Genomic DNA, 13,280 nt, shown 5'->3' with positions numbered 1-13,280 from the left:
AAGCTCCTAAACCGTAAAGCTCTCCCCGCATCCACAGGCGCCCTTGGCGTTCGGATTTTCGAATACAAAGCCTGCGGTGAAATCATCTTCGACCCAGTCCATCGTGCTGCCGATCAGGTAGAGCACCGATCCGCCGTCAACGTAGAAGGTGCCGCCGGGGGTGACGATTTTCTCGTCAAACGGGACTTCCTCGCTGACATAGTCGACAGAATAGGCAAGCCCCGAACAGCCGCGCCGCGGAGTCGAGAGTTTCACGCCGATCGCGTCATCCGGCGCTTTTGCCATCAGGTCGGCAATGCGCTGCTCGGCCGCCGGGGTCAGGATGATCGCGGCGGGTATTTCGCGGGTTTTGGTTTTTGTCTCGGTCATAGTCTTTCTCCTTCTCCCCTCCCGTTTACGGGAGGGGCCGGGGGTGGGATTGTATAGGGGCTCAGGCCAATCCCGGGCCCACCCCTAACCCCTCCCGCAAGCGGGAGGGGGATATCTTACAACATTCCCAGTTCAAGCTTCGCCTCGTCGCTCATCTTCTGCGGGTCCCAGGGCGGGTCCCAGACGAGATTGACTTCGGCATGGCCGACGCCGGGCACGCTGCCGACCTGCAGCTCGATCTCGCCGGGCATCGATTCGGCGACCGGGCAATGCGGCGTGGTCAATGTCATGGTGACAATCGCGTGATTGTCGGGCGTAATCTCGACGCCGTAGATCAGGCCGAGATCGTAGATATTCACCGGAATTTCCGGATCATAGATGGATTTCAGCGTGTCGACCACGGCTTCATACAGGTCGCCACCCGCTTCTCCAGCCGCAGCCTCGGTCGGTTTCTGCGCGAGAAAGCCCTCGAGATAATCCTTCTTGCGATTGAGCTTTGCCGCATCGCTTTCCGCTTCATAGGGCGAAGGTGCCATCACCGGCGCGGGCTTTTCTTCCGCCGTGCCGTTCGTGTCGAGCGCAGTCGAGACACTTTGCTCGCCATCATCCGGTCTCTCGACTTCGCTCGAGACGAACGGGGTATCGTCCACCGCATCCTCGACCTTCGCTAGCTTCGGCTTCTCGACCGAATCGACTTCCTCGACCAATATTTTGCGTTCTTCGTTCATATCGTCACCTTACCCGAAAATCTTTCTGACCCGATTGATGCCGTCCACCAGCGCGGCAACATCATCGTCATCGCTGTAAATCCCGAAACTCGCGCGCGCTGTCGCCGCCACGCCGAGATAGTCCATCAAGGGCTGCGCGCAATGATGGCCGGCGCGGATCGCCACGCCGCCTTCATCCAATATAGTGGCGACATCATGCGGATGCACGTCGCCGACCGCGAAACTCAATATGCCCATGCTCTTGTCCGGCCCGAAAACCCGCACCGAGTTGATACCCGAAAGCGCTTCGCGCGCCTTGGCCAGCGTGGCATTTTCATGCGCCGAAATCACATCCAGCCCGATGTCCTCGACATATTGGATCGCCGCATCCAGCCCGACCACACCGACAATATGGGGTGTCCCGGCCTCAAAACGACCCGGTGGCGGCGCAAAGGTCGTGCCGTCGAAGGAAACGCGGTCGATCATCGACCCGCCGCCCTTCCATGGTGGCATGGCCTCGAGCACCTCATAAGGCGCCCAGAGCGCGCCGATGCCGGTCGGTCCGTAAATCTTGTGCCCGGAAAAAACATAGAAATCGCAGCCAAGGTCCTGCACATCGACCGGCAGCCGCGGCGCGGCCTGACAGCCGTCGAGCAACAGCTTCGCGCCAACCTTGTGTGCGATTGCCGCCGCCCGTTTGGCGTCGAGCAGAGAGCCGAGCACATTGGAAACATGAGCCAGCGCGACCAGCTTGTGCCGCTCGGTCAGATTTTCCTTGATCCAGTCGAGATCGATCTGGCCATCGCCGGTCAGCGGCGCGACATCGATATGCGCGCCGGTCCGTTCGGCCAGCATCTGCCACGGCACGATATTGCTATGGTGCTCCAGCCGCGACAGCATGATCCGGTCGCCCTCGCCAACAAACTTGTTGCCCCAGCTTTCGGCGACCAGATTGATACTGTCGGTCGCGCCGCTGGTGAAGACGATTTCATTTTCCGAGGCGGCATTGAGGAAGCCTGCCACCCGCTTGCGCGCCGCTTCATAAGCCAGAGTCATATTCGCCGAGCGTTCGTAAACACCGCGATGCACGGTCGCATAGTCGGGACCATAAGCGCGGGCGATGGCGTCGAGCACCGGCTTGGCCTTCTGGGCGGTGGCTGCGGTGTCGAGATAATGCCAGTCGGCGGCGATGCCGGGGAAGTCGGCGCGGTGGGAAGGCACAAGTCCGTTCGTGTCGAGCGCAGTCGAGACACCTCTATCCGCCACAACCGGCTTCTCGACTTCGCTCGAAGCGAACGGGAGAGAGCTGTTCCCGCTCACGACAGTCCCTCCAGCACCTCAAGCGCCTTGCCCTCGATCCCGTCCCGCGCCGCATCATCCTCCAGCGACACAAAGGCATCGGCGATGAAAGCCTGCAGCATCAGTTTCTTCGCCGTCACCGGATCAATCCCGCGCGAGGCCATGTAGAAGAGCGCCTGCTTGTTGAGCTCGCCAACCGTCGCGCCATGGGCGCATTTCACGTCATCGGCGAAAATTTCGAGTTCCGGCTTGGCGTTCGCCGTCGCGCCGCGATCGAGCAGCATCGACTTGACCGACTGCGCAGCATCGGTTTTCTGAGCATGGCGAGCCACGTTGATGCGGCCGAGGAAACTGCCCGTGGCGGTATCCGCCAGCACCGAACGCACCACCTGGTTGGAGGTCGCATTGGGTTCGGCGTGAATGGTCTCGGTAACGATTTCCAGCGTCTGCTTGCCCGATCCCAGGATCGCGCCGCCAAGTTCGAAATGCGAGCCATTGCCGAGGGTAGCCTTGACGTGGATGCGGCCATAGTCGGCATTGTGCGCGAGGACGTGCAGGATGAAGGTTGCCTTGTCACCGATAGTGACATCAAGATCAATCATGCCAACGCCGTCGATCACCGGCAATTCGGCAATCTGCCGCGAAACGGTTTCGCCAGCCGGCACGGTGATCTGCTCGGGGCCGGTCAGTTTCGCCCAGACAGGTTCGAGCGCCTTGAGATCAGCATAGCGCCAGGCCTCATCACGGCGCGTAGGAAGCGGAGCATTCATATTTTCCTCCCTGTGCCAAAGGCACGGGGAGGGGGACCATGCGAAGCATGGTGGAGGGGCAACGTGCACAAAACCCCTCCGTCAGCAGCTTCGCTACTGCCACCTCCCCATCGCTGCGCGACAGGGAGGAAAGAGTTAGCGCACATCATCATGCCGCCTCCGCAATCGCTTCATAGCCTTCTTCTTCAAGTTGCATCGCCAGTTCCGGACCACCCGTCTTCACGATCCGGCCAGCCGCCAGCACGTGGACAAAATCGGGCTTCACTTCGTCGAGCAGCCGTTGATAATGGGTGATCAGCAGCACCGCCTTGTCCGGCTTGCGCATGATCGCGTTGATGCCCGAACCCACGGTGCGAAGCGCATCGATGTCGAGGCCGCTGTCGGTTTCGTCGAGGATCGCCAGTTTGGGATCCAAAATCCCCATCTGCACCATCTCGTTACGCTTCTTCTCGCCGCCCGAAAAACCGACATTGACCGCCCGCTTGAGCATGTCCATGTCCATCTTCAGCAGCGCCGCCTTTTCTTTGGCCAGCTTAATGAATTCCGCGCCGTTCAGCGCCTCTTCGCCACGCACCGCACGCTGCGCATTCAGGCTCTCGCGCAGGAATTGCAGGTTGGACACGCCGGGAATTTCGACCGGATATTGGAAACCGAGGAAAATACCCGCGGCGGCCCGCTCGTGCGGGTCCATATCGAGCAAATCCTGCCCGTCAAAACTGGCACTGCCCTCGGTCGCTTCATAACCGGGCCGTCCGCCCAGCGCATAAGCCAGCGTCGACTTGCCCGCGCCATTGGGCCCCATGATCGCATGGATTTCACCAGCGTTGATTTCGAGCGAAAGCCCCTTGAGGATTTCAGTGTCGCCGACTGTGGCGTGAAGGTTTTCAATTTTTAGCATTTGGTTTCTTTTCAGTTCAAAATTCTTGAGACGGTGCGTGACACCCGTGGAAATCGTCATGCTGAACTCGTTTCAGCATCCATGGTGCCCCGGCCAACTGTGCAGTCGGAGAAGCGGATCCTGAAACAAGTTCAGGATGACGAAGGAGGACAGACAGGCTCATCACCCAACCGATCCTTCCAGCGAAATCGCCAGCAATTTCTGCGCTTCGACCGCAAATTCCATCGGCAGTTCCTTGAGCACTTCCTTGGCAAAGCCGTTGACGATCAGACTCACCGCCGCTTCTTCGTCCAGCCCGCGCTGCTGGGCGTAGAACATCTGGTCGTCGCTGATCTTGCTGGTCGTCGCTTCATGCTCGATCGTCGCGGTCGGGTTTTTGACCTCGATATAGGGCACGGTATGCGCGCCTGACTGGTCGCCGAGCAGCAATGAATCGCACTGGGTAAAGTTACGGACATTCTCCGCATTCGGCCCGACCCGCACCAGACCGCGATAGGTATTGTCGCTGTGGCCGGCGCTGATACCTTTGGAGATGATCGTCGAACGGGTGTTCTTGCCGTTATGGATCATCTTGGTGCCGGTATCGGCCTGCTGGTAATTGTTGGTCAGCGCGACCGAGTAGAATTCGCCCACGCTATTCTCGCCGTTCAGCACGCAGCTCGGATATTTCCAGGTCACCGCGCTGCCGGTCTCGACCTGGGTCCAGCTGATCTTGCTATTCTTGCCCTGGCAGAGCCCGCGCTTGGTGACGAAATTATAGATGCCGCCCTTGCCATTCTCGTCGCCGGGATACCAGTTCTGCACGGTCGAATATTTGATTTCCGCATCATCCATCGCGACCAGTTCGACCACGGCGGCGTGCAGCTGGTTCTCGTCGCGCATCGGCGCGGTGCAGCCCTCAAGATAGGAGACATAGCTGCCTTCGTCGGCGACGATCAAAGTCCGCTCGAACTGCCCGGTATTTTCCGCGTTGATCCGGAAATAGGTGCTCAGCTCCATCGGACATTTCACGCCCTTGGGGATGTAGACGAAGGTCCCGTCGCTGAACACGGCGCAATTGAGCGTCGCGAAATAATTGTCGCGCATCGGCACAACCTTGCCGAGATATTTGCGGACGAGATCGGGATATTCCTTGATCGCCTCGCTGATCGAGCGGAAGATCACGCCCGCGTCTTCCAGTTCCTTGCGGAAGGTCGTCGCCACCGACACGCTGTCAAATACGGCGTCGACCGCAACCTTGCGCGCACCCTCGACGCCCGCGAGAACCTTCTGCTCCTCGATCGGAATGCCGAGCTTTTCATAAACCCGCAGGATTTCCGGATCAACCTCGTCGAGGCTACCCAGCTTTTCCTTCGGCTTCGGCTCGGCGTAATAATAAGCGTCCTGATAGTCGATCATCGGGATGTCGAGCTTGGCCCAGTCCGGCGATTCCATCTTTTCCCACATCCGGAAAGCCTTGAGGCGCCAGTCGAGCATCCATTCCGGCTCGCCCTTCTTGTCGGAAATGAAGCGCACCGTGTCTTCGTTCAGACCCTTGGGCGCAAAATCCTGCTCGATGTCCGACGACCAGCCGAACTCGTATGTGCTCGCCTTGTCGACCGCTTCCTGGGCCTCGGCGTTCATTTCCTTCCGCTCTGCGTCATAGTCAGAGGTTTTGACTGAATCACTCATAACATTATCCCGTTCGTGTCGAGCGAAGTCGAGACACTCCGCTTGCTATCACCGTCGCTCGACTTCGTCCGAGACGGACGGTGATCCATGTTTGTTGAAGGCAGATTCGACAGGCTGGCGAGACTGACCTCGTCCAGCGCCTCCCGGATCGTCCGGTTGATCACACCCCAATGGGGCTTCACGGTACAGCCACTCTCCAGCGCGCAATCATGATTGCCGTCGATGGTGCAGCAGGTAATCGCCAGCGGGCCTTCGACCGCCTCGACAATATCGGCAAGGCTGATCGACGCCGGCGGGCGCGCCAGCCTGATGCCGCCACCGATCCCGCGGGTCGATTCAAACAGGCCCGCAGCGGTCAGGCGGCTGACCAGTTTCTTGGCCGTCGGCAGCGGGACACCGGTTTCCTGCGAGAGCTTTGTCGCGTTGAGCTTGCCTTCCGCGAGCAGCGCAGCACCGCAATGGCGCGCGGCGGCGGACATCAGGACTACGGCATAGTCGGCTAGGTTGGAAAGGCGCATGTTTCTCGAATCGCTGGTGGTGAAAATCTAAACAAGACTGATTTAGTCTCATTTATCCAACATTGCAAGCGTAGCGCGGGTTCAAGCGGCTTAAAAAAAGCAAAAACATGCTTCCAATTCTTCCAATCACGTATCGGAAATCAGTGGTGGAATCTTGCCCTTGAGATCCGCGCGCTGATCGATGAGCCGGGCGGTTTCGCCCTCGCCCACGCGCAGCTGGGTCGGGGTCACGCCGGCAAAGAATTTCACTTCGCGAATCATATGCGACTGGTCGTAAAAGGCATCGACCAGCTCGAGCAGCTCTTCTTCATTATGCTCGGCATAAGCTCTCGCCGCCCGCAAGGCGCGATATTTGCGCGCCAGATATTTGGGCGGCATGCCGTACAGCTTGTTGACCGTGCGCAGCACCTGCCGCGAGCTTTGGCTTGAACGTTCCATCAGGCCACTGACCGGCGGCGACGGTTCCGATGACAGCCATTCGTCGATCATCTTGGTGAACGCGGCCGTTTCCGGCTTCAGGCGCGGTTTCAGCGCCCGGTAAATCTTGTCCGCCCAGGCCACCATCTCTTCCGGAGTCTTGCAACCGCGCAGATATTCCAGATTCTTGTCGATCTCCTGGGTAAATACTTCGGCGGCATTGACCGCACGGTCGGTATATTCGGCAGCCGATTTCTTGGTGGAAATGGCCCAGCCGGCGGGCAATATGCCGACGCCGAACATCCGGAATGGACCGGTCACGTCAAAATGCATCGATCCTGTCGAAGGCCCCTGGAGCATGACATCCTTGGCCGGAAAACTGCTGCCATTGGCAAAGCTGATGACCGCGCTCCCTTCGAGCAGAAATCGCAACTGGGCTATCGCCGCCCGCTCGTTATCGGCAAAGCGCGGCTGGTCCACCTCGAACAGATAATAGACCGAGACAAGATCCCGGACATCTTCGGCAGGCGCAAAATATCTAAGACTAACCAAATTTCGGACCCCTTGATCTGTCCCTCCCCAGGTTCAGATAGAATATGGATGCCCTTTTATAGGCGGAAAACAAAGGAAAAAAAAAGGCCCGACCAAATTAATAGTCGGGCCAATAAGGAAAAGAACTCATATGCCGTCGAAATACGACGGCGAGAGCCCTTCGGGTCGCGCCAACCCTATGCACTCGCCACCGCTCAAATGAATTGGACAAAAACGACGGATTCACCCCGAACGTTTGACTATTCAGGACATCGGCGAGAATTGTCGCTTATTTTCAGCTACTCGAAGCAATCCAGTCGTCGACCCGCTCTTCCATGATGTCGAGCGGCACCGGCCCGCTTTTCAACACCACGTCATGGAACTCGCCCATGGTGAACTTGTCGCCCAGCGCCTCTTGCGCCCGCGACCGCAGCTCCAGTATTTTCAGCTTGCCGATCATATAGGCCGTCGCCTGCCCCGGATAGACGACATAGCGCTCGATCGCCTTGCGGATGTCGCCCTCCGGATTGGGCGTGTTTTCGGTCAGATATTCAATCGCTTCCTCGCGGCTCCAGCGCTTGTGGTGGATGCCGGTATCTACAACCAGCCGGCAGGCACGCCACAATTCCATCCCGAGACGGCCAAAGTCGCTGTAGGGATCCTCATAAAAGCCCATGTCCTTTCCGAGTTCCTCGGAATAGAGGCCCCAGCCTTCGGTATAGGCGGTCCAACCGCCAAAGCGGCGGAACGGCGGCACATCGCCAAGCTCGGTCTGGATCGTCCGCTGCAAATGGTGACCCGGCAGGCCTTCGTGGAAAGCCAAAGCCTCCAGTTCGATTTTCGACATGCTGCGCAGATTGTAGAGATTGACATAATAGGTGCCCGGCCGCGAGCCATCGGGTGCCGGACCATTGTAAAAGGCTTTGCCCGCCGATTTCTCGCGGAATGCCTCGACCGGTTTGATCACCAGCGATGCTTTCGGAAATGTGTTGAAAAACTCCGGGAGCTTCGCTTCCATCGCCGCGAGCTTGAGGTCGACATCGGCCAGATAGGCTTCGCGCGTCTCATAATAAAATTCGTCGCTGGTCCGCAAATGCTGGAAGAAATCCTGCAAATCGCCCTCAAAACCGACATCGGCCATGATCTTGCGCATCAGCCCGTGAATGCGCTCGACATTATCGAGGCCGATCTGGTGAATTTCATCGGCTGTCAGATCGGTGGTCGTATAATTATTCAAACGCTCGGCATAATAAGCCGCACCATCCTTGAGCCGCCAGATGCCATCGCCATCGACCGCAGTCGCCTGCTGGCGCTCCATTTCAGCAATCAGTTTTTCATATGCCGGCTTCAGGCTGTTGTTCAATGCCGCTTCGCCACGGGTTACCAGATCGGCCTTCTCCTCGTCGGAAATATCCAGCGCGGCGACCTTCTTTTTGAGGTCGGCATAGATTGGCGAATCCTCACCCTCGCCAAAAGGCGCGCCGCTGATCACATTTTTGGCGTCGGCGATGACATAGGGGAATACCCAGTCGGGCACGATGATTCCATCCGCCGCCCGCTCTGCGGACTGGACCACGAGCGCCTCGATCAAGGGACCGGCTCCGTCGAGACGGCTGACATAGGCTTCGGCATCAGCCTTGTTCGACACCCGGTGAATGTTGATCAGAAACGCCGGGATCTGGCTTTGCGCACCGTTCATCTGGTCAAAAATATAGCTGTTGCGGCGGAACGGAAAGGCGTTGGCGGAGCGCTGCGCCTGGGCCTGGAACAGGCGATAGCTGAGCTGGCTCGCTTCGCTCATCCGGGCATCACCGAACCGGGCTTCCATATCGGCAAGCGCCTTCTGGCCGAGTTGATATTGTGCGAGTTCAGCCGCTTCGCTGGGGTCATCCCATTTTCCATAATCGGCATCCCTGATCCCGCGATAGGATTTGGATGTCGGGGAATGTGCCAGCTGCTGATCGTCATAATCCTTGAAAAACGCGGACAACTGGGCGTCGACGTCCTGCTTGGTCTGGGCAGCAGCCTCGGTAGCCTGGGCGTGGGCGGTCGGGGCAATGACCGTACCGCTCAGGGCCAGAGCGGAAACAGCGGTCAGCAACAAATATCTCATCCAAAAACTTCCTTCTTCGATATGAATTTTCGTGGTTCTATCACTCCTTTTCCAATTGCACAAACCGGCTAATCGGCCTTCAGGAAGATGATATTTTACATTTTCGGTTCGGCTGACGTTACGACGCAGGGGGCTATTGGCCTGCCTATTGCGCCCAGGTCCGATGAGGGATAGCATCCGCCAAAAGGGATTGGGAGATTCATCATGCGCAAACATTTGATGTGGGCAGCCTGCACAGCTGCTCTGGCTTTTTCGGGCTGTTCGAAAATCAACGGCGATGACAGCGAAAGCGCGAACGTCACCAACACGGAATATCCTGAACAGGTGTTCTGGGGCGACACCCATCTCCACACCGACAACAGCATTGACGCATTCGGTTTTGGCAACAGGCTGGACGCGGAAGCGGCCCTGAGATTTGCCCGCGGCGAAGAGGTCACGGCAACCAAGGGCGCCAAAGCAAAATTGTCCCGGCCGCTCGATTTTCTCGTGATTGCCGATCACAGCGATGCTATGGGCGCCACCAAGGCGATCATGGAAGCGCCGCGTATCGCCCTGCTGACCAATAAGTTCCTGCTCCGCTGGCACGATATGATGAACGAAAGCGAAGAGGGTTCGTTGCGGGTCACGGCAGAGCTGATTGACGGCGCCGCCAAGGGCACTCTGCCGACATCTCTGACCGACCCGGCGGAGACCCGCGAGCGCACAGCCGATCTTTGGGAAAAGCACGGCGAGATCGTCAACCAGTATAATGAACCGGGAAAGTTCACCGCCTTCATGGGCTTTGAATATACACCCATGCCGGAAGGCGACAATCTCCACCGCGTCGTGATGTTTCGCGACGACCCGGAGAAAATGGGCGACACCCTTCCTTATGGCGCTCTGGGATCGCAGGACCCGGAAAGGCTCTGGTCCTATATGGATGCCTACGAGGAAAATACCGGCGGCAAGGTACTGGCCATTCCGCACAACAGTAATGTCTCGAATGGCCGGATGTTCGCGATGAACAAGTTCGACGGCAGTCCGATCGACGCGGCCTATATCAAAACCCGCGCGCTCCGCGAACCGATTGTCGAGGTCACCCAGATCAAGGGCGATAGCGAAACCCACCCGTTTCTGTCTCCCAATGACGAGTTTGCCAGTTTCGGCGTTGCCGGATGGGACAGATGCAATCTGAGCTGCACCAGAGACATGCCGCCCGAAAGCTATGGTGGCAGCTATGTGCGTGAAGCGCTCAAACGCGGCCTGGAACTGACTCTCGCGGTCGGCGCCAATCCGTTCAAGTTCGGGATGATCGGTTCGACCGACAGCCACACGTCGCTGGCGACGGCGGACGAGAATAATTTCTTCGGCAAGCACAGCGCCAACGAGGCAAATATCACGCGTCGCGCCCACGAGCCACAAAATCTCGGTACCCGCGAAGGCCGCTTTGGCTGGCATTATCTGTCGAGCGGCTATGCGGCGGTCTGGGCGACCAGCAACACCCGCGAAGCCATTTTCGATGCGATGATGCGCCGGGAGGTTTATGCAACCACCGGCCCGCGGATGCAGGTCCGTTTCTTTGGCGGCTTTGATTTTTCCTCGGACGACACGGAAAATCTGGTCAAGACCGGCTATGCCAAAGGCGTTCCAATGGGCGGCGATCTGCAGGGCGGTGATGGCGAAGCGCCAAAATTCCTGATCAGCGCGCTGATGGATCCGGAAAGCGCCAGTCTCGACCGTATTCAGGTCATCAAGGGCTGGGTCGATGCAAGCGGACAGAGCCAGGAGAAAGTCTATAATGTCAGCTGGAGCGATGCCGAAACACGAAAGCTCGGTGCCGATGGCAAGCTCCCCGCGGTTCCCAATACCGTCGATCTGACCAAGGGCACCTGGGACAATGCCACGGGCGCACCTGAACTGGTCACCTTCTGGGAGGACCCCGATTTCAGGGCTGACCAGAACGCCTTCTATTATGTCCGCGTGCTGGAAATTCCGACACCGACCTGGCCGGTCTATGATGCACTGAAATTCAGCCTGACCCTGCCCGATGACGTGATCAAGATCCAGCAGGAGCGCGCCTATAGCTCGCCAATCTGGTATACGCCGAAGGCATAGCCGTCTCCGCACAAGCGCGCCGGGGCCTGTCACCTGACCGGCCCCGCGGCCCTTTTTAAAAGCTCAGGCTGAACGAACAGGCTATTCGATAATGGGACGAAAATTGTTGAGAGAACCGCTGATCCATTTTCTTGGTGGGGCGCTGCTCGTCTTTGCCTTTTTCTGGGCCACCGGCAGCAACCGTGATCCGGCAGATTATGCGATCAGCATTGACGAAACCGACATCGAACGGCTCGAGGCCGGCTGGGTCCAGAATTTCCGCCGGGCGCCGACGCAGGCCGAACTGGACAGCCTGATCGATCAGGAGATTGCCGAGGAAATCTACTATCGCGAAGCATTGCGGCTGGGTCTCGACAGGAATGACCCCGTCATCCGGCGGCGGCTGTTCACCAAGATGCGTTTTATCGAGAGCGAAGAGACGGCGGACTCTGAAGCCGATGATGCGGTCCTCCAACAGTGGATGGACGCAAATCCCGACAAATATGCCCTGCCCCCGCTCTATGATTTTGAACAACTCTATCTCGGGCAGATCAGCGCAAGCGAGGCACGCCAGCAGATCGATCAACTGAAATCCGGTGCGGATCCCGCCAGCTTCGCGCGCCCCCTTTCTACGCCGCGGACATTCTCACGGGCTGAAACGGCGGACATATCCCGCCAATTTGGCGACCGCTTTGTGGCACAGCTCGAAAAGCTGGAACCCGGCGTCTGGAGCGGCCCCATTGTCTCCGGCTTCGGCAGCCATGCCGTCAGGATTTCGGCGAAAACCGCCGGTCAGACAGCGACGCTTGCGGACGTCCGGCAACGGGTTGTCAATGACTGGTCCGCCGCCCGCCAGACCGAACAGAGAGACAAAAGCCTGGCCCGCTTGCAGGCGGAATATGAGATCACGGTAGCAGGACGCCCATGATTCGCTGGCTGGCTGTCCTATGGGTTTGCTTCGCGCTCGCGCTCGTTCCGGACAGCGCCCGCGCCGACGAGCTCCGCCCAGCCTATATCGAGATGACAGAACAGTCACCGGGCCAATGGTCGGTGCTGTGGAAAGCCTCGACCAATTCCCGGCTGGGCCAGAGCGGCCAGGTCATCATCCCCGCCAATTGCAATATCGAAGGCGAGCGCGAGCGCGAATTTGCCGGCAGCAATATTCTGTCCCGCCTCGCTTTGCGCTGTGACGGATCGCTCCAGGGCCAGTCCATCGGCCTGAAAGGACTCGAGCTATCGACCACCGATGCGCTGGTCCGCATTGCCCCGATCGACGGCGCCATGCAGACCTTGCGCCTGACGCCCGACCAGCCGGTCGCCGCCCTACCCAAGCCTTCGATCATTTCCAATGTCGCGGCGACCTATACGATCATCGGGATCGAGCATATCGTGCTCGGCTTCGACCATCTGTTCTTCGTGCTGGCGCTCGTGCTGCTCCTCAAGGGCGGCTGGCTGGTCGCCAAGACCGTCACCGCCTTCACGGTCGCGCATAGCATCACCTTGGTCGGGACAACGCTCGGCTGGCTGTCGCTTCCCTCGCAGCCGGTTGAAGCGGTCATTGCCCTTTCGATCATCTTTCTCGCGGTCGAGGTGATCAAAGCCAGACCCGATGACCTACGACTTTCTGAACGCTTCCCGTGGATCGTCGCCTTTCTTTTCGGCCTGCTCCACGGTTTTGGCTTTGCCGGTGCGCTCGCGGAAATCGGCCTTCCGGAAGGCGATGTCCCGCTCGCCTTGCTGACCTTCAATCTCGGCGTCGAAATCGGCCAGCTGGCCATTGTCGCCGTGGCTATGGCGCTGCTGTACGGCTTAGGGAAATTCCGGATCGAGTGGCTGCAGCCGACAAAGACCGCCTTGGCCTATGGCATCGGAATCATTTCGACCTACTGGTTCGTCGAGCGGATGATCGCCTGA

At 58.7% G+C, this 13,280-nt stretch carries 12 protein-coding genes; 3 read left to right on the top strand and 9 right to left on the bottom strand.

The features are described 5' to 3' along the window. Window positions 1-6: 6 nt before the first annotated feature. The 9 genes from HUO14_RS14235 to HUO14_RS14195 all read right to left on the bottom strand — a co-directional run bounded on the left by HUO14_RS14235 (window position 7) and on the right by HUO14_RS14195 (window position 9,293). Entirely contained in the window at window positions 7-369 is a 363-nt protein-coding gene (locus tag HUO14_RS14235; protein ID WP_176280488.1) for a HesB/IscA family protein, read from the bottom strand. A gap of 116 nt (window positions 370-485) precedes the next feature. After that, entirely contained in the window at window positions 486-1,097 is a 612-nt protein-coding gene (locus tag HUO14_RS14230; protein ID WP_425500490.1) for an SUF system Fe-S cluster assembly protein, read from the bottom strand. A gap of 9 nt (window positions 1,098-1,106) precedes the next feature. Further along, window positions 1,107-2,342 carry a cysteine desulfurase gene (locus HUO14_RS14225; protein ID WP_176280573.1) on the bottom strand — a complete coding sequence of 412 codons (1,236 nt, stop codon included), beginning with the start codon at window positions 2,340-2,342 and terminating at the stop codon, window positions 1,107-1,109. 50 nt (window positions 2,343-2,392) lie between these two features. Then, window positions 2,393-3,145: a SufD family Fe-S cluster assembly protein gene (locus tag HUO14_RS14220; RefSeq protein WP_176280487.1), complete on the bottom strand. Its 753-nt coding sequence runs from the start codon at window positions 3,143-3,145 to the stop codon at window positions 2,393-2,395. Window positions 3,146-3,293: 148 nt separating this feature from the next. After that, window positions 3,294-4,043, bottom strand: a complete 750-nt coding sequence (sufC, locus tag HUO14_RS14215; protein WP_176280486.1) for a Fe-S cluster assembly ATPase SufC — start codon at window positions 4,041-4,043, stop codon at window positions 3,294-3,296. Between the two features lie 162 nt (window positions 4,044-4,205). Beyond that, entirely contained in the window at window positions 4,206-5,666 is a 1,461-nt protein-coding gene (sufB, locus tag HUO14_RS14210; protein ID WP_176280572.1) for a Fe-S cluster assembly protein SufB, read from the bottom strand. A 44-nt stretch (window positions 5,667-5,710) separates the two neighbouring features. Beyond that, window positions 5,711-6,232 carry an SUF system Fe-S cluster assembly regulator gene (locus HUO14_RS14205; protein WP_176280485.1) on the bottom strand — a complete coding sequence of 174 codons (522 nt, stop codon included), beginning with the start codon at window positions 6,230-6,232 and terminating at the stop codon, window positions 5,711-5,713. A gap of 126 nt (window positions 6,233-6,358) precedes the next feature. Continuing rightward, a complete protein-coding gene (locus tag HUO14_RS14200) occupies window positions 6,359-7,201 on the bottom strand; it encodes a DUF6597 domain-containing transcriptional factor (protein ID WP_176280484.1) in 843 nt (280 codons plus the stop codon). Between the two features lie 274 nt (window positions 7,202-7,475). Then, complete coding sequence (locus tag HUO14_RS14195; RefSeq protein WP_176280483.1) at window positions 7,476-9,293, bottom strand: DUF885 domain-containing protein; 1,818 nt, start codon at window positions 9,291-9,293, stop codon at window positions 7,476-7,478. Between the two features lie 204 nt (window positions 9,294-9,497). Here HUO14_RS14195 and HUO14_RS14190 point away from each other — a divergent pair, with 204 nt between their 5' ends. From HUO14_RS14190 to HUO14_RS14180, 3 genes are all read left to right on the top strand, one after another. Beyond that, window positions 9,498-11,387 carry a DUF3604 domain-containing protein gene (locus HUO14_RS14190; RefSeq protein WP_176280482.1) on the top strand — a complete coding sequence of 630 codons (1,890 nt, stop codon included), beginning with the start codon at window positions 9,498-9,500 and terminating at the stop codon, window positions 11,385-11,387. 91 nt (window positions 11,388-11,478) lie between these two features. Continuing rightward, complete coding sequence (locus HUO14_RS14185) at window positions 11,479-12,294, top strand: peptidyl-prolyl cis-trans isomerase (RefSeq protein WP_176280481.1); 816 nt, start codon at window positions 11,479-11,481, stop codon at window positions 12,292-12,294. Beyond that, window positions 12,291-13,280, top strand: a complete 990-nt coding sequence (locus tag HUO14_RS14180) for a HupE/UreJ family protein (RefSeq protein WP_176280480.1) — start codon at window positions 12,291-12,293, stop codon at window positions 13,278-13,280. The genes HUO14_RS14185 and HUO14_RS14180 overlap by 4 nt, the downstream gene beginning before the upstream one ends.

This window comes from Parasphingorhabdus flavimaris, from assembly GCF_013371215.1.
In the GTDB taxonomy this organism is placed as follows: Bacteria; Pseudomonadota; Alphaproteobacteria; order Sphingomonadales; family Sphingomonadaceae; genus Parasphingorhabdus; species Parasphingorhabdus flavimaris.
Note: the sequence above shows the minus strand (reverse complement) of the source record. Positions and strands in the feature narration are given on the sequence as shown.